The organism is Burkholderia sp. BCC1985 (assembly GCF_905339915.1).
Classification (GTDB): domain Bacteria; phylum Pseudomonadota; class Gammaproteobacteria; order Burkholderiales; family Burkholderiaceae; genus Burkholderia.
The window spans coordinates 177,229-198,915 of sequence record NZ_CAJPGY010000013.1 but is presented as its reverse complement, the minus strand read 5'-3'; the positions used below and the strand labels follow the sequence as shown (position 1 = coordinate 198,915).

At 65.6% G+C, this 21,687-nt stretch carries 18 protein-coding genes; 17 read left to right on the top strand and 1 reads right to left on the bottom strand.

The genetic code is table 11. The features are described 5' to 3' along the window. Nucleotides 1-101 precede the first annotated feature (101 nt). On the bottom strand, nt 102-1,001 hold the full coding sequence (locus U4Z31_RS16115) for a LysR family transcriptional regulator (RefSeq protein WP_321810796.1): 900 nt from the start codon (nt 999-1,001) through the stop codon (nt 102-104). Nucleotides 1,002-1,403: 402 nt separating this feature from the next. Here U4Z31_RS16115 and U4Z31_RS16110 point away from each other — a divergent pair, with 402 nt between their 5' ends. The 17 genes from U4Z31_RS16110 (at nt 1,404) to U4Z31_RS16030 (ending at nt 21,592) form a co-directional block, all read left to right on the top strand. Next, complete coding sequence (locus U4Z31_RS16110) at nt 1,404-3,089, top strand: GMC family oxidoreductase (protein ID WP_321810795.1); 1,686 nt, start codon at nt 1,404-1,406, stop codon at nt 3,087-3,089. A gap of 500 nt (nt 3,090-3,589) precedes the next feature. Beyond that, nucleotides 3,590-4,369, top strand: coding sequence for an ABC transporter ATP-binding protein (locus U4Z31_RS16105; RefSeq protein WP_040142748.1), 780 nt, complete (start codon nt 3,590-3,592; stop codon nt 4,367-4,369). Then, a complete protein-coding gene (locus U4Z31_RS16100; protein ID WP_044845226.1) occupies nt 4,366-5,121 on the top strand; it encodes an ABC transporter ATP-binding protein in 756 nt (251 codons plus the stop codon). Before U4Z31_RS16105 ends, U4Z31_RS16100 begins: the two co-directional genes overlap by 4 nt. A 77-nt stretch (nt 5,122-5,198) precedes the next feature. Beyond that, entirely contained in the window at nt 5,199-6,398 is a 1,200-nt protein-coding gene (locus U4Z31_RS16095) for an ABC transporter substrate-binding protein (RefSeq protein ID WP_321810794.1), read from the top strand. A 99-nt stretch (nt 6,399-6,497) separates the two neighbouring features. After that, nucleotides 6,498-7,382 carry a branched-chain amino acid ABC transporter permease gene (locus U4Z31_RS16090; protein WP_044845228.1) on the top strand — a complete coding sequence of 295 codons (885 nt, stop codon included), beginning with the start codon at nt 6,498-6,500 and terminating at the stop codon, nt 7,380-7,382. After that, on the top strand, nt 7,382-8,356 hold the full coding sequence (locus U4Z31_RS16085) for a branched-chain amino acid ABC transporter permease (RefSeq protein WP_321810793.1): 975 nt from the start codon (nt 7,382-7,384) through the stop codon (nt 8,354-8,356). The genes U4Z31_RS16090 and U4Z31_RS16085 overlap by 1 nt, the downstream gene beginning before the upstream one ends. A 1,143-nt stretch (nt 8,357-9,499) precedes the next feature. Continuing rightward, nucleotides 9,500-10,657, top strand: coding sequence for an ABC transporter substrate-binding protein (locus tag U4Z31_RS16080; protein WP_321810792.1), 1,158 nt, complete (start codon nt 9,500-9,502; stop codon nt 10,655-10,657). A 189-nt stretch (nt 10,658-10,846) separates the two neighbouring features. Further along, nucleotides 10,847-11,902 carry a branched-chain amino acid ABC transporter permease gene (locus U4Z31_RS16075; protein ID WP_321810791.1) on the top strand — a complete coding sequence of 352 codons (1,056 nt, stop codon included), beginning with the start codon at nt 10,847-10,849 and terminating at the stop codon, nt 11,900-11,902. 4 nt (nt 11,903-11,906) lie between these two features. Continuing rightward, the gene (locus U4Z31_RS16070) at nt 11,907-13,691 is read left to right on the top strand and encodes an ATP-binding cassette domain-containing protein (RefSeq protein WP_124893324.1); all 1,785 of its coding nucleotides are present in this window, start codon (nt 11,907-11,909) and stop codon (nt 13,689-13,691) included. Beyond that, on the top strand, nt 13,691-14,446 hold the full coding sequence (locus U4Z31_RS16065; protein WP_321810790.1) for an ABC transporter ATP-binding protein: 756 nt from the start codon (nt 13,691-13,693) through the stop codon (nt 14,444-14,446). Before U4Z31_RS16070 ends, U4Z31_RS16065 begins: the two co-directional genes overlap by 1 nt. Nucleotides 14,447-14,939: 493 nt before the next feature. Beyond that, complete coding sequence (gene mnmG / locus U4Z31_RS16060; RefSeq protein ID WP_321810789.1) at nt 14,940-16,910, top strand: tRNA uridine-5-carboxymethylaminomethyl(34) synthesis enzyme MnmG; 1,971 nt, start codon at nt 14,940-14,942, stop codon at nt 16,908-16,910. Next, on the top strand, nt 16,907-17,593 hold the full coding sequence (gene rsmG / locus U4Z31_RS16055) for a 16S rRNA (guanine(527)-N(7))-methyltransferase RsmG (protein ID WP_124486820.1): 687 nt from the start codon (nt 16,907-16,909) through the stop codon (nt 17,591-17,593). The genes mnmG and rsmG overlap by 4 nt, the downstream gene beginning before the upstream one ends. A 51-nt stretch (nt 17,594-17,644) precedes the next feature. After that, nucleotides 17,645-18,424: a ParA family protein gene (locus tag U4Z31_RS16050; RefSeq protein ID WP_044845234.1), complete on the top strand. Its 780-nt coding sequence runs from the start codon at nt 17,645-17,647 to the stop codon at nt 18,422-18,424. A 31-nt stretch (nt 18,425-18,455) separates the two neighbouring features. Continuing rightward, nucleotides 18,456-19,349 (top strand): ParB/RepB/Spo0J family partition protein, encoded by an 894-nt coding sequence (locus U4Z31_RS16045; protein WP_006482728.1) that lies wholly within the window; start codon nt 18,456-18,458, stop codon nt 19,347-19,349. 22 nt (nt 19,350-19,371) lie between these two features. Then, on the top strand, nt 19,372-20,493 hold the full coding sequence (locus tag U4Z31_RS16040; RefSeq protein WP_321810803.1) for an SLC13 family permease: 1,122 nt from the start codon (nt 19,372-19,374) through the stop codon (nt 20,491-20,493). 64 nt (nt 20,494-20,557) lie between these two features. Further along, nucleotides 20,558-20,740 (top strand): hypothetical protein, encoded by a 183-nt coding sequence (locus tag U4Z31_RS16035; protein WP_321810788.1) that lies wholly within the window; start codon nt 20,558-20,560, stop codon nt 20,738-20,740. Between the two features lie 324 nt (nt 20,741-21,064). Next, complete coding sequence (locus U4Z31_RS16030) at nt 21,065-21,592, top strand: ATP synthase subunit I (RefSeq protein ID WP_044845236.1); 528 nt, start codon at nt 21,065-21,067, stop codon at nt 21,590-21,592. Nucleotides 21,593-21,687 lie beyond the last annotated feature (95 nt).

The window sequence follows — 21,687 nt, the reverse complement described above, 5'->3', positions numbered from 1 at the left end:
TGTAGGGATGCAGAGGAGCAGTGACGAGAGGAACAGGAATAGCAGGAAGCATCAGGCGTAAAAGTCCACTGCACGACCCGTCACACCGACATCAGCCACGCTCATATCGCCCACTGCGTCTCGATCAGCCGCAGCGCGGCCGCGATCGCCGGTTCGTCGCGCCGCTCGACGAGCGCCACGAAGGTCAGCTCGGTCGGCACCGTCACGCCTTCGACGATCGTTAGCGCGTGCGCGTGCGCTTCGGCCAGCGCGGTCGAGTCCCGCGCGAGCGTCAACCCGATCCCCGATTTCACGAGATCGAGCATCGACTGCTCCTGGTCGACCTCGGCGACCTTCACCGGCTGCGCGCCGGCCGTCGCGAACAGCCGCGACAGCAGCCGGTGATGGGCGGACGCCGGCGGCGTCCAGATCCACGGCAGCGCGGCGAGCGCGCGCCAGTCGTGCGCGCGCTGCACGCGCTCCTTCCAGCCGGCCGGCGCGAGCACGCGGTACTGGAAACGCGTGAGCGTGACCGTGTGGAACAGCGTGTCGTCGCGCGGCTCGTCCTCGCCGGGCCGGCCGATGTAGTAGCCGACGTCGAGCGCCCGCGCGCGCACCTGCTCGAGCACCCAGCCGGACATCCCGTGCCGCAGCGCGGTTTCTATCTGCGGATGGGTTTCGACCAGCGCGCGCAGGAAGCCGCCGAGCCGCAGGAACCCGGGGTCGAGGATCGTGCCGATCCGCAACCGGCCGCGCACCTCGTGCCGCAGCGCGGCAGCGGCGCGCTGCACGTCGGCGGCTGCGGCCAGCGCGCGCTCCGCGTGCGGCAGCAGCGTCTGGCCGTCGCGTGTGAGCGCGAGCCCGCGCGACGTGCGCGTGAACAGCGTGACGCCGAGCGTTTCCTGCAGATGCTTGATCTGCAGGCTGACGGCCGGCTGCGTCAGGTGCAACTGCACGGCGGCGCGCGTCAGGTTGCCTTCGCGGGCGACCGTCGCGAACGCACGGAGCAGGGTGAGATCCATCGTCGTGATATGAGCGCAGCTTATAACGCAGTTCAGCATAACTCATTGGATCGGCGGATGGCAGGCGGAGTACGCTTCATCGATCGCGTCGCCCGCGACGCACTATGCTGAAAACGACGCGCGGGATTGCGCCGCGCGGGACACAACAATGCGCTTTGCATGGGGCACGAGTAAGCGCTGAAGTGCTTACTCGGGTCGACCGCAAAGCACGGGGCACGAGTAAGCGCTAAAGCGCCAACTCGGGTCGACCGCAAAGCATGGGACCCGAGTAACCGCTAAAGCGCAGACTCGGGTCGACCGCCGTGGGGATGGAGTAAGCGCTGAAGCGCCAACTCCATCCAGCCACGCCATGGGACCCGAGTAAGCGCTAAAGCGCTAACTCGGGTCGACAGGAGACACGTCGTGACGACTCAACGCACGCTCGAGGGCGAATTCGATTACGTGATCGTCGGCGCGGGCACCGCAGGCTGCGTGCTCGCGAACCGCCTGACCGAGGATCCCGAGATCCGCGTGCTGCTGCTCGAAGCGGGCGGCAAGGATGACTATCACTGGATCCACATCCCGGTCGGCTATCTGTACTGCATCGGCAATCCACGCACGGACTGGCTGTACAAGACACAGCCAGAGGCGGCGCTGAACGGCCGCGCACTGTCGTATCCGCGCGGTCGCGTGCTCGGCGGCTGCTCGTCGATCAACGGGATGATCTACATGCGCGGCCAGCGCGAGGATTACGACAGCTGGGCGCAGGAAACCGGCGACGCGGGCTGGTCGTGGGACAGCGTGCTGCCGATCTTCAAGCGCAGCGAGGACCACCACGCGGGTGCGAGCGACGCACACGGCGCAGGTGGCTACTGGCGCGTCGAGAAGCAGCGGCTGCGCTGGGAGATCCTCGAATCGTTCGCGCAGGCCGCGCAGCAGACGGGCATCCCGGCGACCGACGATTTCAACCGCGGCGACAACAGCGGGGTCGGCTATTTCGAGGTGAACCAGAAGCGCGGCGTGCGCTGGAATACGTCGAAGGCGTTCCTGCGCCCCGCGATGACGCGCCCGAACCTGACCGTGATAACCGGCGCGCATGCGCAGCGCGTGATCTTCGACGGGCGGCGCGCGGTCGGCGTCGAGTATCGCGGCGGCGGCACCGACTACGTCGCGCACGCACGCGCCGAAGTGCTGCTGACCGCCGGCGCGGTGAATTCGCCGCAGCTGCTCGAACTGTCGGGCATCGGTGCGGGCGCACGGCTGCAGGCGCTCGGCATCGACGTCGTGCAGGACCTGCCGGGCGTCGGCGAGAACCTGCAGGATCACCTGCAGCTGCGGATGGCGTTTCGCGTCGAAGGCGTGCGCACGTTGAACACGCTGTCCGCGCACTGGTGGGGCAAGCTGATGATCGGCGCGGAATACGCGCTGCTGCAACGCGGGCCGATGTCGATGGCGCCGTCGCAGCTCGGCGCGTTCGCAAAATCCGATCCCGACGATCCCGCGCTCACGCGCCCCGATCTCGAATATCACGTGCAGCCGCTGTCGCTCGAGCGCTTCGGCGAGCCGCTGCACAGCTTCAACGCCTTTACGGCGTCCGTCTGCCATCTGCGGCCGAGTTCGCGCGGCAGCGTGCATATCGCGAGCCCCGATGCCGGCGTGGCGCCGTCGATCGCACCGAACTATCTGTCGACCGACCACGATCGCCAGGTCGCCGCGAATGCGCTGCGCCTCACACGCCGGATCGCATCCGCGCCGGCGCTCGCGCGCTACCGTCCGGAGGAGATCCTGCCTGGCGAGCGATACCGGACCGAAGCCGAACTGATCGAAGCGGCGGGCGCGGTCGGCACGACGATCTTCCATCCGGTCGGTACGTGCCGGATGGGGCGCGCGGACGACGCGCGTGCCGTCGTCGACAGCCGGCTGCGCGTGCGCGGCATCGCCGGGCTGCGGATCGTCGACGCATCGGTGATGCCGTTCATCACGTCGGGCAACACGAATTCGCCGACGCTGATGATCGCCGAGCGCGCAAGCGACATGATTCGCGCCGATCGACGCGCGGCGCATGACGCGACGCAGGTGCAAACGGACGCGACGATGACGGCTGCGTGACGCCACGCTGACACGCGCGACAGCGGGCTGTCATTCAAGCGCCCGCTGTTTCGCTATGCGAAGCAAAGGTGACGCGCGAGCATCACAATGACACGGGCGCGGCGATGCGCACGGCAATTGCTTCGCCCACTCGCTTATCGCTTATGTCACGCGGCTTTTTTTGCGCGACGACATGACGCGCAGCGTCACATGCCTGCGTTCAATCAGGCACGTCCGATGCGAGCATGCGCACCTCGATGATGCGCGCGTCAAAAAAGCGCGTCGAAAATTTGCGCTCAGCCGCGCCCGATATGGCCGCCAGCCCTATAAGTGCAAATCCCGATGATTGCACTGCACCAACGGCGCGACAATGTTGCGCAGTGTGCATACGCGTCGGCGCGGGAGACCACCCTCGAGGCGTAATACGGCGCCCCGGGGGCAGCCCGCTGATCCGCGGACTTGTTCGCGGTCGCTTGCGCGAATCCTCCCGGTGCTTCGCCTGACTTCGTACGGAAGGGAACATGATTCTCGGCGACACGATTCTCGAAACACGCGGACTGACGAAGGAATTCAGGGGCTTCACCGCCGTGAACGGTGTCAACCTGCGTGTGCGGCGCGGCGCGATCCATGCGTTGATCGGACCGAACGGCGCGGGCAAGACCACCTGCTTCAACCTGCTGACCAAGTTCCTGACACCGACGGCCGGCCAGATCGTCTTCAACGGCATCGACATCACCGACGAGCGGCCCGCGCAGGTCGCGCGGCGCGGCATCATTCGTTCCTTCCAGATCTCGGCGGTATTCCCGCACCTGACAGCGTTGCAGAACGTGCGCATCGGCCTGCAGCGCGCGCTCGGGACCGAATTCCATTTCTGGCGCAGCGAGCGCACGTTGCGGCGCCTCGACGATCGCGCGATGGATCTCCTCACGCAGGTCGGCCTCACCGATTTCGCGCACGTGCCGACGGTCGAACTCGCATACGGCCGCAAGCGCGCGCTCGAGATCGCGACGACGCTCGCGATGGAACCCGAACTGATGCTGCTCGACGAGCCCACGCAAGGGATGGGCCACGAGGACGTCGATCGCGTGACCGCGCTGATCAAGAAGGTGGCGAGCGGCCGCACGATCCTGATGGTCGAGCACAACATGAACGTGATCGCGGGCATCTCCGACACGATCACCGTCCTGCAACGCGGCGAAGTGCTGGCCGAGGGCTCGTATGCGGAAGTGTCGAAGAATCCGCTGGTGATCGAGGCCTACATGGGCAGCGCCGATGCGGCGCTCGCGGGGGCGCACGCATGAAGCACAGCGAACGGGAGGAACGCGAATTGAGCGGCGTCGAGAGCGGCACGCCCGCGCTGGAGATCACGGGCCTCGAGGCCTGGTACGGGGAATCGCACATATTGCACGGTGTCGACCTGAGCGTTCATCGCGGCGAGGTCGTCACGCTGCTCGGCCGCAACGGCGCGGGCCGCACCACGACGCTGCGCGCGATCATGGGCCTCACCGGCCGGCGCAGCGGCTCGATCAAGGTTTCGGGCAACGAGACGATCGGCCTCGCGACGCACCGCATCGCGCATTTCGGCGTCGGCTATTGCCCGGAGGAGCGCGGAATCTTCTCGAGCCTGTCGTGCGAGGAGAACCTGATGCTGCCGCCGCCGATCGGCCCGCGCGAGCACGCGATGTCGCTCGACGAGATCTACGCGATGTTCCCGAACCTCGCGTCGCGCCGGCAGAGCCAGGGCACGCGGCTGTCCGGCGGCGAGCAGCAGATGCTCGCGGTGGCGCGGATCCTGCGCACCGGCGCGAACCTGCTGCTGCTCGATGAAATTTCCGAAGGCCTCGCGCCGGTGATCGTGCAGGCGCTCGCGCGCATGATCGTCGCGCTGAAGGCGCGCGGCTACACGGTCGTGATGGTCGAACAGAATTTCCGCTTCGCCGCGCCGCTCGCCGACCGCTTCTACGTGATGGAACATGGCCGCATCGTCGAGCATTTCCGCTCATCCGAACTGGAAGGCAAGATGCCGATCCTTCACGACCTGCTCGGGGTGTGACGCCGCCTCGTTTCCCTTGCCGCTAGCCGTGGCGGCCTACGAACAACCACAACGCATCAGAACAACAGGAGACGTCAATGAAAATGAAGACCCTCGCACACGTGTGTCTGGCGGTCGCGACCGCAGCGTTCACCGCCGGCGCCGCACACGCCGCGGATAGCGTGAAGATCGGCTTCATCACCGACATGTCGGGGCTGTACGCGGACATCGACGGGCAGGGCGGCCTCGAGGCGATCCGGATGGCGGTCGCCGACTTCGGCGGCAAGGTGCTCGGCAAGCCGATCGAGGTCGTCTATGCCGATCACCAGAACAAGGCGGACATCGCCGCGTCGAAGGCGCGCGAATGGATGGACCGCGGCGGGCTCGACCTGCTGGTCGGCGGCACGAACTCCGCGACCGCGCTGTCGATGAACCAGGTCGCGGCCGAGAAGAAGAAGGTCTACATCAACATCGGCGCGGGCGCCGACACGCTGACCAACGAGCAGTGCACGCCGTACACGGTCCACTACGCATACGACACGATGGCGCTCGCGAAGGGCACCGGCTCGGCGGTCGTGAAGCAGGGCGGCAAGAGCTGGTTCTTCCTGACCGCCGATTACGCATTCGGCAAGGCGCTAGAGAAGAACACGTCGGACGTCGTGAAGGCGAGCGGCGGCCAGGTGCTCGGCACGGTGCGGCACCCGCTGTCGGCGTCGGACTTCTCGTCGTTCCTGCTGCAGGCGCAGTCGTCCAAGGCGCAGATCCTCGGCCTCGCGAACGCGGGCGGCGACACGATCAACTCGATCAAGGCCGCGAAGGAGTTCGGCATCACGAAGACGATGAAGATCGCCGCGCTGCTGATGTTCATCAACGACGTGCACAGCCTCGGCCTCGAGACGACGCAGGGCCTCGTGCTGACCGACAGCTGGTACTGGAACCGCGACGCGACGGCGCGCCAGTGGGCGCAGCGCTACTTCGGCAAGATGAAGAAGATGCCGTCGAGCCTGCAGGCGGCCGACTACTCGTCGGTGACGACCTACCTGAAGGCGGTCCAGGCGGCCGGCACGACCGACTCCGACAAGGTGATGGCCGAGCTGAAGAAGGCGAAGATCAACGACTTCTACGCGAAGGGCTACATCCGCCAGGACGGCAGCATGATTCACGACATGTACCTGATGGAAGTGAAGAAGCCGTCGGAATCCAAGGAGCCGTGGGACTACTACAAGGTGCTCGCGACGATTCCGGGCGAGCAGGCGTTCACGACCAAGCAGGAGACGCGCTGCGCGGCATGGAAGTAAGCGCGGGCGCGGCCGCAGCGATGTGGCCGCTGCACCGCCCGCGTGCGCGACGGCATGACGGTTGCGCACGCAACGAAACTCATTCGGACGGCTAAGTCGATGGAAATCTTTGGCATTCCGTTGCCGGCGATGCTGAGCCAGTTGCTGCTCGGGCTCGTCAACGGCTCGTTCTACGCGATCCTGAGCCTCGGGCTGGCGGTGATCTTCGGGCTGCTCAACGTGATCAACTTCGCGCACGGCGCGCTGTTCATGCTGGGCGCGATGCTCGCGTGGATGGGGCTGTCGTATTTCGGGTTGCCGTACTGGGCGATGCTCGCGCTCGCGCCGCTGATCGTCGGCGCGTTCGGGATCCTGGTCGAGCGCTCGATGCTGCGCTGGCTGTACAAGCTCGATCACCTGTACGGGCTGCTGCTCACGTTCGGCCTCACGCTCGTCGTCGAAGGCGTGTTCCGCTCGGTCTACGGGTCGTCCGGCCAGCCGTACGACGTGCCTTCGCAGCTGTCCGGCGCGACCAATCTCGGCTTCATGTTCCTGCCGAACTACCGCGCGTGGGTGGTCGTCGCGTCGCTCGCGGTGTGTCTCGCGACCTGGTTCGTGATCGAGAAGACGCGCCTGGGCGCTTATCTGCGCGCGGGCACCGAGAACCCGAAGCTCGTCGAGGCGTTCGGCGTGAACGTGCCGATGATGATCACGCTCACCTACGGCTTCGGCGTCGCGCTCGCGGCATTCGCGGGCGTGCTCGCGGCGCCGGTGATCCAGGTGTCGCCGCTGATGGGCCAGCCGATGATCATCACCGTGTTCGCGGTGGTCGTGATCGGCGGGATGGGCTCGATTCTCGGCTCGATCATCACCGGGCTGATGCTCGGCGTGATCGAGGGCTTCACGCGCGTGTTCTATCCGGAAGCGTCGGCCACGGTGGTGTTCGTGATCATGGCGATCGTGCTGCTGATCCGCCCGGCTGGCCTGTTCGGCAAGGAAAAATGATGCAGAGAAAAGTGCTCTACGGCGTGCTGCTCGCCGCACTGCTCGCAGCCCCCTTCATCGGCGCGTATCCGGTGTTCGTGATGAAGGTGCTCACGTTCGCGCTGTTCGCGGCCGCGTTCAACCTGCTGATCGGCTATACGGGGCTGCTGTCGTTCGGCCATGCGATGTTCCTCGCGACCGCCGGCTACGCGACCGGCTATACGATCCAGACGCTCGGCTTCACGCCGGAGCTCGGCGTGCTTGTCGGCACCTTCGCCGCGACGTTGCTCGGGCTCGTCGTCGGCCTGTTCGCGATCCGCCGGCAGGGCATCTACTTCGCGATGATCACGCTCGCGTTCGCGCAGATGGTCTACTTCATCTACCTGCAGGCGCCGTTCACGCACGGAGAGGATGGCCTGCAGGGCGTGCCGCGCGGGCATCTGTTCGGGGTCGTCGACCTGTCGAACGACGTCGCGCTGTACTACGTCGTGCTCGCGGTGATCGTCGCGGCGTGCGCGTTCATCGTGCGCATCGTGCACTCGCCGTTCGGCCAGGTGCTCGTCGCGATCAAGGAGAACGAGGCGCGCGCGATCTCGCTCGGCTACGACACCGACCGCTTCAAGCTGCTCGCGTTCATCCTGTCGGCCGGGCTCGCGGGGCTGGCCGGTTCGCTGAAGGTGCTGGTGCTCGGCTTCGAGACGCTGTCCGACGCGTACTGGACGATGTCGGGCCTCGTCGTGCTGATGACGCTCGTCGGCGGGATGGGCACGCTGTTCGGGCCGCTGCTCGGCGCGGCGCTGATCGTCGCGCTGGAGGACCGGCTCGGCGACATCGGCGAATGGCTCGCGTCGATGACGGGCGTCGGCTGGTTCCACTCGCTCGGCGAATCGGCGACGATCGTCACCGGGCTGATCTTCATCGCATGCGTGCTTGCGTTCCGGCGCGGGATCGTCGGCGAGATGGTCGCACGGGTCAAGACGCTCAGGCCGTCCTGATTGCAGCGCGCCGCGGCGTGGCGACGCGTTGATGCGAAGCACCATCCGGCGCGGCCGGGAAGGGCGTCGCGGCGGCCTCGGGACGGTGCCGCGCGGCAAGGCTGGTGCCCCATTTTCGTGCGGCGATGCACCATAGGGGTAAATGCTAAGTTGTCGCAGGGTGAAAGGTCCTTTAATCTTCGTTTCAGTTCTGATGCACCGCGAAACGAATTTGCAGGTGGAGAACGAGGAGACAATCGAGGCACAAAGTGCCCGGACCCCAAAGCGCTGTTGGACGGAATCCAACAGCGCTTTTTCATTTGTGTGCGCGAATTTCCATTGATGGTGCAGGCGAGTGGCGCCGCGTTTCCCGCGCCCGTTTCCGCCTCACCTCATCTCGCATCGCTCGCGTTTCATCCCGTCCCCCCCGTTTTCGTCCAATCCTGCCGGTCGATCGTCGCTGGCGCACAGCCACGCGCATGCCGTCCGGGCTTACCCGGTTGGCGTGCGCAAAAAGCGTCCGTTACACTCAGCTTTCGCCGACCGTGCGGTCGGGAAAATAGTCGGCAGTTCTCCTACAAGCAAAATGCAGAAGAGGGAGTGCGGTTGGATGAGAAGCGCGGGACGATGGATCGGGGTGCGAAGGGCGGCTGGCGCCGCTCGTTCGGGGGCGGCGGTGCATCGGTATGCCCGGGCCTTCACGAGCCGTCCTGCGGCCGGTATGCGCGTTCTGGAGCGATTGCCCGGCACGGCGGCTTCTCCGGTCGTTGCGTTCGCATCCGACGCGTCGTTCGGATGCGCATGAACCGCCGGTTTTCCGATCGTGTGCCGCGCGCTTGCGGAGCCGAACCAGGCTCGGCCGGCCGACCTTCCCGCGATCGTTGCATTCGCATCGATCGCGTCTCGCGCAACGCTGCGTTTCTCCGTTCCCTTCATCCTGGCGACATTGCTGCCGCGCATCGTGGCGGTCGAACGACCGTTTCGGAACGCGCCGCGGCGCGGGCGTGCGTGCGATCGCCGGGGCTCGATTGCGACGCCGGCGTTTCACGGGAAAACGAGCGTAGACGCGGTACGGCGAGATAGTTAATTTATTAACTTGTTTGAGGACCGGGAGCCGCCCGAGCGACCCACGGATTTTTCGAGCAGCGTTTGGAGACAACGTAAATGAAGATGAATCGATGGATGGAGGTTCTGCTTGCCGCGGGCCTCGTGGGTGCGACGGCCACGGCGTCGGCGCAGGTGAAGATCGGCGTGACGCTGTCGGCCACCGGGCCGGCCGCCTCGCTCGGGATTCCGGAAAAGAACACGATCGCGCTGCTGCCGAAGGAAATCGCGGGCAAGAGTGTCCAGTACATCGTGCTCGACGATGCGTCCGACACGAGCCGCGCGGTGCAGAACGTGCGCAAGCTGATCGACGAGGATCACGTCGACGCGATCATCGGCTCGTCCGTCACGCCGAACTCGCTCGCGATGCTCGATCCGGTGTCGCAGGGCAAGACGCCGACGATCTCGCTCGCGGCGAGCGCGCAGATCATCTCGCCGATGGACGCGAAGCGCGCATGGATGTTCAAGGTGCCGCAGAACGACCAGCTGATGGCCGACGCGATCGCCGGCTACATGGCGAAGCATGGCGTGAAGACGGTCGGCTTCATCGGCTTCGCCGATGCGTACGGCGACAGCTGGTACAAGACGTTCAGCGCGGCGGCCGAGAAGAACGGCCTGAAGCTCGTGTCGAACGAGCGCTTCAACCGCACCGACGCGTCGGTGATGGGGCAGGTGCTGAAGCTGTTGGGCTCGAATCCCGACGCGGTGCTGATCGCCGGTTCGGGCACGCCGGCCGCGCTGCCGGCCAAGACGCTGAAGGAGCGCGGCTACAAGGGCAAGGTGTACCAGACGCACGGCGTCGCGAACAACGACTTCCTGCGCGTGTGCGGCAAGGACTGCGAAGGCGAGATCCTGCCGGCCGGCCCGGTGCTCGTGACCGACCAGCTGCCCGATTCGAATCCGGTGAAGAAGCCGGCGCTCGGCTACAAGGCCGCATACGAAAAGGCGTACGGGGCCGGTTCGCTGGCGACCTTCGGCGGCCATGCATGGGACGCGGGCCTGCTGCTGCAGCGTGCGATTCCCGATGCGCTGAAGAAGGGCCAGCCGGGCACCGAGGCGTTCCGCGAGGCGCTGCGCGCATCGCTCGAGAGCGTGAAGGACCTGCCCGTGTCGCACGGCGTGATCAACACGACGGCGACCGATCACAACGGCTTCGACACGCGGGCGCGCGTGATGGTGCAGATCGTCGACGGCAAGTGGAAGCTGCAGGCCGAGTAAGCATCACGTGAAACCGGCGGGCGCGGCGCGAACGGCGCCGTGCGCGCCGTCGGCGGCGCGGCGGTCCGTGCTCGTGCCGCATGGAATGCCGGGAAGCCCGCAACGCGACGCCTGACCCCCGGTCTTGCCGTCCGCGCGCGGGCCGTTCCCGTCGCCGTTTCTCCGCAGCATTCTCGATACACGAAACGTATGGATCTCTCGATTGCGGCGATCCTCGCGCAAGACGGCATCACGACCGGCGCCATTTATGCATTGCTGTCGCTGGCGCTCGTGCTGGTGTTTTCCGTCACGCGGGTGATCTTCATTCCCCAGGGCGAATTCGTCGCCTACGGTGCGCTCACGCTTGCGGCGTTGCAGGCGCAGAAATTTCCCGCCACCTGCTGGCTGCTGTTCGTGATGGGCATCGCGTGCTTCCTGCTGGAAGTCGGCGGCCTGATCCGCCATCGCGAACGCCGCCATCAGCTCGGCCGCACGCTCGCGACGCTCGGTAGCCGTTACGTGCTGCTGCCGCTCGCGGTGTTCGCGATCACGCGCAGCTTTGCCGCGCAGCCGCTGCCGATGCTTGCGCAGATCGCGTTGACGCTCGCGATCGTCGTGCCGATGGGGCCGTTCGTCTACCGGCTCGTCTACCAGCCGATCGCCGAAGGCACGACGCTGCTGTTGCTGATCGTGTCGGTCGCCGTCCATTTCGCGATGGTCGGCCTCGGGCTCGTGATGTTCGGCGCTGAAGGCTCGCGCACCAACGGCTTCGCGGATGCGTCGCTGTCGGTCGGCAGCATGACGGTGTCGGTGCAGAGCATCCTCGTGGTCGTGACCGCGCTGGTGCTGATCGGCGCGCTCTACGTGTACTTCGGCCGCACGATCGCCGGCAAGGCGCTGCGCGCGACGTCGGTGAACCGGCTCGGCGCGCGGCTGGTCGGCATCGGCACGACCGAAGCAGGGCGGCTCGCATTCACGCTGGCGGCCGGGCTCGGTGTGCTGTCCGGCATCCTCGTCGGTCCGCTGACGACGATCTATTACGACTCCGGCTTCCTGATCGGCCTGAAGGGTTTCGTCGGCGCGATCATCGGCGGGCTGGTCAGTTATCCGCTCGCGGCCGCCGGCTCGCTGCTGGTCGGCGTGCTCGAATCGTATTCGTCGTTCTGGGCGAGCGCGTACAAGGAAGTGATCGTGTTCACGCTGATCATCCCGGTGCTGCTGTGGCGCAGTTTCGCGGCGCCGCATGCGGAAGAGGAAGAGGAGTGACGCGATGAAGACGATGGTACGCAACAAGACCTTCTGGGTGTTTCTCGTGGTGCTGTTCGCGCTGCCGGTGCTGCCCGGCGCGCTGCAGGTGCCCGAATACTGGATCACGCTGCTGAACTACATCGGCCTGTACGCGATCGTCGCGATCGGGCTCGTGCTGCTGACGGGCGTCGGCGGGATGACGAGCTTCGGGCAGGCCGCGTTCGTCGGCATCGGCGCGTATGCGACCGCATTCCTGACCACGCGATACGGCGTGTCGCCGTGGCTCGCGCTGATCGTCGGCGTCGTGCTGACGGCGCTCGTCGCGCTGGTACTGGGCGCGGTCACGATGCGCCTGTCCGGGCATTTCCTGCCGCTCGGCACGATCGCTTGGGGGCTCGCGCTGTTCTATCTGTTCGGCAACCTCGAGCTGCTCGGCAAGTACGACGGGATCAACGGGATTCCGGCACTGAACCTGTTCGGCATCGAGCTCGGCAGCGGGCGCAGCCTGTACTTCCTGATCTGGGCCGTCGTGCTGGCCGCGATCGTGTCGGTGCAGAACCTGCTCAACAGCCGGCCCGGCCGCGCGATCCGCGCGCTGCGCGGCGGCGGCGTGATGGCCGAAGCGATGGGCGTGAACACCGCGTGGATGCGCGTCGTGATCTTCACCTACGCGGCCGTGCTCGCCGCGGTATCGGGCTTCCTGTACGCGCACCTGCAGCGCGCGGTGAACCCGACCCCGTTCGGCCTGAACCACGGGATCGAATTCCTGTTCATGGCCGTGGTCGGGGGCGTGTCGCACGTATGGGGCGCGGTGCTCGGTGCGGCGATCCTCACCGTGCTGCAGGACTACCTGCAGACGCTGTTGCCGAAGCTGCTCGGCTCGGAAGGCAACTTCGAGATCATCGTGTTCGGCGTGCTGATGGTGCTGTTGCTGCAGTACGCGCGCCAGGGCGTATGGCCGTTCGTCGCGAAGCTGTTTCCACGCGGGCCGCGCGCACATGTGCCCGACCATGCCGACCCGCTGCCGCAGCGCGCGAAGCCGGTGGCGGGCGAGCCGCTGCTCGTGGTCGACAACGCGCGCAAGCAGTTCGGCGGGCTGGTGGCCGTCAACGACGTCAGTTTCGACGTGAAAGCGGGGCAGATCGTCGGCCTGATCGGCCCGAACGGCGCGGGCAAGTCGACCACGTTCAACCTCGTGACCGGCGTGCTGCAGCCGACCGGCGGCACGATCACGTTCCGCGGCGAGCGGATCAACGGGCTCACGTCGCGCCAGATCGTCCGCCGCGGGATCGGCCGGACGTTCCAGCACGTGAAGTTGCTGCCGACGATGACGGTGCTCGAGAACGTCGCGATCGGCGCGCATTTGCGCGGCCATACGGGCGTCTGGCGCAGCATCGCGCGGCTCAATGCACGTGAGGAAGCGCAGCTGCTGGCTGAAGCGGCACGACAGATCCGCCGCGTCGGGCTGGAGAAGCACATGTACGACGAAGCGGGCAGCCTCGCACTTGGCCAGCAGCGGATTCTCGAAATCGCGCGCGCGCTGTGCTGCGATCCGACGCTGCTGCTGCTCGATGAGCCGGCGGCCGGGCTGCGCTACCAGGAGAAGCAGCAGCTCGCGGACCTGCTGCGGCGCCTGAAGGCCGAAGGGATGAGCGTGTTGCTCGTGGAACATGACATGGATTTCGTGATGAACCTCACCGACCGGCTGGTGGTGATGGAATTCGGCACGCGGATCGCGGAAGGGCTGCCGCAGGACGTCCAGCAGGATCCGGCGGTGCTCGAAGCGTATCTGGGCGGGGTGGAGTGATGACGGACACGACGATGCCGATTCTCGAGGTACGCGGGCTGGCGGTGCGGTACGGAAAGGTCGAGGCGCTGCACGGTGCGGCGATCAAGGTCGGCGCAGGGCAGATCGTCAGCGTGATCGGCCCGAACGGAGCCGGCAAGTCGACGCTGCTGAACGCGATCATGGGCGCGTTGCCGGTGACCGGGCACGCGTCGGGCGCGATCGTTTACCGCGGTAACGACGTAGGCGCATTGCCCGTCGAGCAGCGCGTCGCGCGCGGGATGTGCCTTGTGCCGGAAAAGCGCGAGCTGTTCAGCACGATGACCGTCGAGGACAACCTCGTGCTGGGCGCGTATCGCCGCAAGATCGCGGGTGAGTCGAACTTCCTCGACCAGCTCGATCATGTGTTCACGCTGTTTCCGCGGCTCAAGGAGCGGCGCAAGCAGGCGGCCGGTACGTTGTCGGGCGGCGAACGGCAGATGCTTGCGGTGGGCCGCGCGCTGATGGGTAAGCCCGACCTGCTGATGCTGGACGAGCCGAGCCTCGGGCTGGCGCCGCTGATCGTGAAAGAGATTTTTCATATCATCAGCGCGTTGCGTGGCACGGGCGTCGCGACGCTGTTGATCGAGCAGAACGCGCGGGCCGCGCTACAGATCTCGGACTACGGCTATGTGCTGGAGACCGGCGAGTTTGCGCTGGAAGGGCCGGCTGCCGAGCTGGCACAGAATCCGCAGGTAATCGAAACGTATCTGGGGCTGGCGAAGAAAACGGCTTGATGGGTGAGGCGGTGGGCGGGAAACGCGCGGCGTGTTTCACGTGAAACACGCCGTTTTTGTTTTCGGAGGAGGGCGACGTGACGGTGAATCGAGTGTGGGGATAAGTGCCGGAGCAACCAGCGGAAGCACTGTGATGAGAGTGCGGGTTCATCGCGTCGGGTTGCACAGGGAATGAGCGTTGACAGTGGTCGGTCGCCACAGGGGATAAGTGCCGGGCGATTCACCGGAAATACTGTGATGCCACGGTGATGTCGGTTCACGAGCCGCTACCTGGTCCTCGGTTTTGCACAGCGTGACCGATGTGCGTCGAGGTCGTGCCAGCGCCGCCAAGGCCGCGCCAGGCGGCACAGCTCGGCCGATCGGCCGAAAAAAACCGGCTAAATGAACCGTCCCTACCATTCGGACGGCCTTCGGGTGAAAAGCGAACCCGCTATAATTCGGCCCATACATTTCTCAGATAGGTTCGTGCGCAGTCCTGCGCGCGGAATCCACCATGCTTTTTCCCACAGAATTTGACGTCATCGTCGTCGGCGGCGGGCACGCCGGCACGGAGGCCGCGTTGGCATCGGCCCGTATGGGTGCGAAGACGCTGCTGCTGACCCATAACATCGAAACGCTCGGGCAGATGAGCTGCAATCCGTCGATCGGCGGCATTGGCAAGGGCCATCTGGTCAAGGAAGTCGATGCGCTCGGCGGCGCGATGGCCGCCGCGACGGACGAGAGCGGTATTCAGTTCCGGATCCTGAATTCGTCGAAAGGCCCGGCCGTGCGCGCGACGCGTGCGCAGGCCGACCGTATCCTATACAAGGCTGCGATCCGCCATCGGCTCGAGAACCAGCCGAACCTGTGGCTGTTCCAGCAGGCCGTCGACGATCTGATGGTCGACGGCGACCGCGTGGTGGGCGCCGTCACGCAGATCGGCATCCGCTTCCGCGCACGCGCGGTGGTGCTCACGGCGGGTACCTTCCTCGACGGCAAGATCCACGTCGGCCTGAACAATTACACGGGCGGTCGCGCGGGCGATCCGGCGGCCGTGTCGCTGTCGGCGCGTCTGAAGGAGCTGAAGCTGCCGCAGGGCCGCCTGAAGACCGGTACGCCGCCGCGTATCGATGGCCGCTCGATCGACTTTTCGAAGCTGGACGAGCAGCCGGGCGACCTCGATCCGATCCCGGTGTTCTCGTTCCTGGGCCGTGCGGAGCAACATCCGCAGCAGTTGCCGTGCTGGGTCACGCATACGAACGAGCGCACGCACGACATCATTCGCGGCGGCCTCGACCGGTCGCCCATGTATACAGGCGTGATCGAAGGTGTCGGCCCGCGTTACTGCCCGTCGATCGAGGACAAGATCCACCGGTTCGCGTCGAAGGAATCGCACCAGATCTTCCTCGAGCCGGAAGGGCTGACGACCAACGAGTTCTATCCGAACGGGATTTCGACGAGCCTGCCGTTCGACGTGCAGCTCGAACTCGTGCACTCGATGCGCGGCCTCGAGAATGCGCACATCCTGCGCCCCGGCTATGCGATCGAATACGACTACTTCGACCCGCGCGCGCTGAAGGCATCGCTCGAGACGAAGGCGATCAACGGGCTGTTCTTTGCGGGCCAGATCAACGGCACGACGGGCTATGAAGAAGCGGCCGCTCAAGGCCTGCTGGCCGGTCTGAACGCAGGCCGTTACGTGCAGGAGAAGGACGCATGGTGCCCGCGTCGCGACCAGGCGTACCTTGGCGTGCTGGTCGACGACCTCGTCACGCGTGGCGTGGCCGAGCCGTACCGGATGTTCACGAGCCGTGCCGAGTATCGTCTGAGCCTGCGTGAAGACAATGCGGACATGCGCCTGACCGAGATCGGCCGCGAGCTGGGGCTGGTCGACGATGTGCGCTGGGATGCGTTCAGCCGGAAGCGCGACGCTGTTTCACGTGAAACCGAACGACTGAAGTCGACATGGGTCACGCCGAAGACGCTGCCGCCGGAAGAGGCGACCGCGCTGCTCGGCAAGGCGATCGATCACGAGTACAGCCTCGCCGAACTGCTGCGTCGCCCGGGTATCAGCTACGACGGCGTGTGCGGCCTGAAGGGCGGCGAATGCGGTCCGGCGGAGCCGTTGGCCGACGATCCGGTGCTGCTCGAGCAGATCAAGGAGCAGGTCGAGATCGGTATCAAATATCAGGGCTATATCGAACGCCAGGCGAGCGAGATCGAGCGCAACGATGCGAACGAGAACACGCGCCTGCCGGACGGTATCGACTATCGCGAGGTGCGCGGCCTGTCGTTCGAAGTGAGCCAGAAGCTCAACGAGTTCCGGCCGGAAACAATCGGCCAGGCATCGCGGATCTCGGGCGTCACGCCGGCTGCGATCTCGCTGCTGATGGTGCACCTGAAGCGCCGTGGCCTTGGCCGTCGTAATGGCACTGCCGCAGAGGCGACCAAGCAGGGGGACGGCACCGTCCCGACGCAACAATGACGGCGCGTCGCGCGCCGGCGGTTAATCGGGACGTACTTGAACAAATGCTCGTCGACGGCACGGCTGCGCTCGACATCGCATTGACGGATACACAACGCAACCAGCTGCTCGATTACGTCGCGCTGCTCGGCAAGTGGAACGCGGTCTACAACCTGACCGCGATCCGCGACCCGAAGCAGATGCTGATCCAGCACATTCTCGATTCACTCTCCATCGTTCCGCATCTGCGCGACCGGGCATCGGCGCGCGTGCTCGACGTGGGTTCGGGCGGCGGGTTGCCCGGTATCGTGCTGGCGATCGTCCGGCCGGACTGGCAAGTGACGCTGAACGATATCGTGCAGAAGAAGTCTGCATTCCAGACGCAGATGCGTGCGGAGCTGAAGCTCGCGAACCTGTCGGTCGTCACCGGGCGGGTCGAATCGCTGCAGCCGGGTGTCGAAGTGCCGGAAAAATTCGACATGATCGTATCCCGCGCCTTCGCGGATCTATCCGACTTCGTTAAACTTGCTCGACATCTCGTCGCGCCCGGCGGATCGATCTGGGCGATGAAGGGTGTCCACCCGGACGACGAAATTGCACGGCTGCCGGAAGGCAGTCGCGTAAAGCAGACGATGCGGCTGGCGGTACCGATGCTCGATGCCGAACGGCATCTGATCGAGGTCACCGTCGACGAGGCGAATTGAAGGCGCGCGGTAGCGCGCTGTTTGTTTGAAGGTAAAGGGAACACACCAACGATGGCAAAGATCTTCTGCGTTGCGAACCAGAAGGGGGGCGTCGGCAAGACGACGACATCGGTCAATCTCGCCGCAAGCCTTGCAGCGCAGGAGCAACGAGTCCTGCTGATCGATCTCGACCCGCAGGGCAACGCGACGATGGGTAGCGGGATCGACAAGGCCGCCTGCGAGTCGACTGTGTACGAAGTGCTGGTTGACGGCGTCTCGGTGACGGACGCGCGCGTGCGTCCGGAGGGTGTCACGTACGACGTGCTGCCGGCCAACCGCGAGCTGTCGGGTGCCGAGATCGAACTGATCAGCATCGACAACCGCGAGCGTCGGTTGAAGGCCGCGCTCGAGCATGTGGCCGACGACTACGACTTCGTGCTGATCGATTGCCCGCCGACGCTGTCGCTGCTGACGCTGAACGGGCTGTGCGCGGCGCATGGCGTCGTGATCCCGATGCAGTGCGAGTACTTCGCGCTGGAAGGGTTGTCGGATCTCGTCAACACGATCAAGCAGGTTCACGCGAACATGAACCGCGACCTGAAGATCATTGGCTTGTTGCGCGTGATGTTCGATCCGCGCATCACGCTGCAGCAGCAAGTCTCCGATCAACTGAAAGCGCACTTCGGCGACAAGGTGTTCGACGCGGTGATTCCGCGCAACGTGCGCCTCGCGGAAGCGCCGAGTTACGGGTTGCCGGGCGTCGTGTTCGACCGCAATTCGCGCGGTGCGCAGGCGTATCTCCAGTTCGGTGCCGAGATGATCGATCGCGTGCGCGCGTTCGAGGTGTCGTGATCCGGACATGAGCGAAGCGAGGAAGAAAGACATGAACGCGGTACCAAAGAAGAAGGGCTTGGGACGTGGCCTCGAAGCGCTGCTCGGCGGCAGTGCGGACATCACCGAAGCGGTGAAGATCGAAGGGGCACCGAACACGCTCGCGCTCGGCAAGCTGCAGGCCGGCAAGTACCAGCCGCGAACGCGGATGGACGAAGGCAGCCTGCAGGAGCTGGCGGCCAGCATTCGCGCGCAAGGCGTGATGCAGCCGATCCTGGTACGGCCCATTTCATCTGACAAATACGAGATCATCGCAGGCGAGCGGCGTTTCCGCGCGGCACGCCTGGCTGGCCTCGACGAAGTGCCGGTGCTCGTGAAGGACGTGTCCGATCAGGCCGCCGCGGCGATGGCGCTGATCGAGAACATCCAGCGCGAGGACCTGAACCCGCTGGAAGAGGCGCACGGTATCCAGCGTCTGCTCGACGAGTTCGGTTTCACGCACGAACAGGCGGCGGAATCGGTCGGCCGTTCGCGCAGCGCGGTATCGAACCTGCTGCGCCTGCTGAACCTCGCTTCGCCAGTGCAGACGATGCTGCTGGCCGGCGATCTCGACATGGGGCACGCGCGTGCGCTGCTCGCGGTCGACGCCGCGACGCAGATCACGCTCGCGCACCAGGTCGTCAACAAGCGCATGTCGGTGCGCGAGACCGAGAAGCTGGTCGCGCACACGACGAAGGAAGCGCCGGCGGTGAAGGCGCGCGCGAAGGATGACGGCGGCCGCGACACGCGCCGTCTCGAGGAAGAGTTGTCCGACCTGCTCGCGTCGACGGTGAAGATCAAGCTCGGCCGCCGCGGGCGAGGGCAGGTGCTGATCGACTTCGGCAACCTCGACGCGCTCGAGGGCATTCTCGCGCGCCTTCGCGGCAACGTCGCGACGGAAGAGTAACGAGGTGCGATTGACGGAGAACATGGGCGCGGCAGCGCCGCGCCGATGGCTCGGATGGCTGATGCAGGAGCCGGTGCTGGCGGTACTGGCGCTTGCACTGATTATTCTTCAATGGTTGCGTCCGCAACCAATTGCCGCATTGGCCGGTCTCGTCGACTGGCAGACCGTCGCGACGCTCGCGGGTCTGCTGATGCTGACCAAGGCGCTCGAGCTGTCCGGGTGCCTGATGTGGCTCGCGCATCGCATCGTGCATCACGTGCATTCCGAGCGCGGGCTGGCGATGCTGCTCGTCGTGTTCGCGGCGGCGCTCGCGATGTGGCTCACCAACGATGTCGCGCTGTTCGTCGTCGTGCCGCTGATGGTGTCGCTGCGCATGCTGACGCCGCTGCCTTTCCGGCGGCTCGTGATCGTGGTCGCGCTGGCCGTCAATGCGGGGTCCGTCGCGACACCGCTCGGCAATCCCCAGAACCTGTTCCTGTGGCAATTGAGCGGCGTGTCGTTCGGCCGCTTCGTCGTCACGCTCGGGCCGCTCGCGCTGGCGCTGATGGCGCTGCTGCTCGTGCTGACGGCGTGTGCGTTTCGCGCGAAGCCGCTCGACCTGTCGGGAGACGTTCAGGCCGTCCCCGTCCAGCGCCTGCATGCGTTGCTCGCGGCGGTGCTGTTCGGTGCGTTCGTACTGCTCGCCGATGCGCACCATCCCGTGCCGGGCCTGATTGCCGTCGTGATCGCGCTGCTGGTGGCGAGACGTGATGCAGTCCTGAAGATCGACTGGCTGCTGCTGCTGATCTTCGTGCTGATGTTCGTCGTGCTGCGCAGCGCGGCCGCGCTGCCCGTCGTCCACGACGCGATCGCGCGGACTCACCTCGATTCGCCGCTGCGCGTGTTCGCGGCAGGCGCGGTGCTGTCACAGGGCATCAGCAACGTGCCGGCGGCGATCCTGCTGTCGGAATTCACGCACGACTGGCGGGCGCTCGCGTTCGGCGTATCGGTCGGCGGTTTCGGTTTCGCGATCGGTTCGCTCGCGAACCTGATCGCGGTGCGTCTCGCGAAGGAGCCGCGCATGTGGCTGCCGTTTCACCTCGTGTCGATCCCGTTCGCGCTCGTGAGCGCGGCATTGGGTGCGTGGTTGCTCGTGCGTGGTTAAGCGATGCGGCCGCCTGTGGTGCAGGCGTGCTGCAAGCTTGGCGGGGTGGGGCACAGCATTCGCAGTGGGTGAGAAGCCGGGGCTGTTGATAAGTGCGGCGATCCACAGTCGATCGACTGTGGCGGCACAACAACTGATTGCAGGCGTCGACGCGCTCGCGTGCGAGCGTATTTCACGCATCGCGCTCGTCGCGGTGGTCACAGTATTTCTTCTTCTCCGCATCGCTGCGCCCGATCATTTTCCGTGATCGCGTCACAGCGGAATTCCTGCTGCAAACGCGTCGCGCCGGTGTCGCCCGCACCAGGCGTCGATGCCACGTCATTGCCTCGTCGCCGGACTTTTTCGGGCACGAAATACCCGCGCAAAAAAGCGACCTTACAACTGTCATCGTACGTCGTGGATTCGCGCGTTTTTCACATGATGAGGCGTCGTTTTACGCAGGTTTTTGTCGCGTCTAAAGCCTTGAATCACTTGCAACTATCGCTTACAATCGCCCGGATTTGTTAGCTAGGCACCCCTGAAAGCTTTCGGAAAGCAGGGGCCGGGTTCAAGGATTTTGCGGAAGATTGCGATGGCGGGTCAGGCGCCGAACGACAGGCACGATGATCACCGAGCGCAACGCACCGCTTCAGCGGCCGGCGAGCGGCGCGAGTCCGATGACGACGACTGGGATGCCGAGCAGCAAGATAACAACATCGTTCCGCTCACGCGGACGGAAGCCGAGAGGTTGTTCGGTCCGGACGTGAGCAAGCCGTCGCGCGTGACCCCCTACAAGGTGGTGATCGCGCAGGTGGTCTTGTCCCTGGTTGCAACGCTGGCGTGGTGGCTGTTTTCAAAGTCGCCGGGCGCCGCTGCGCAATCCGCGTTTCTGGGCGGGGCGATCGGCTGGGTGCCAAGCGCGTTGTTCGTGGCACGACTGAAGGCAGGTGGCTCGGCCACCGTGATGAGCTGGGTGATGGGCGAAGCCCTGAAGCTCGGCGTGACGATCGGGATGTTCGCCGCAGTGGCATACGGCTACGCCGGCGTGCACTGGCCGGCACTCCTCGTCACCTACCTCGTCGTGCTGAAGACGTACTGGATCGCGCTGGCCTGGCGGTAAGCAACAAGCAGCGTGCGGTTTCGACAACGAACCGCACCGGCCCGTTCCCGCAATCGCGGCAATAGCGTATTGCGGAACGGGGCAAAACGATTTTC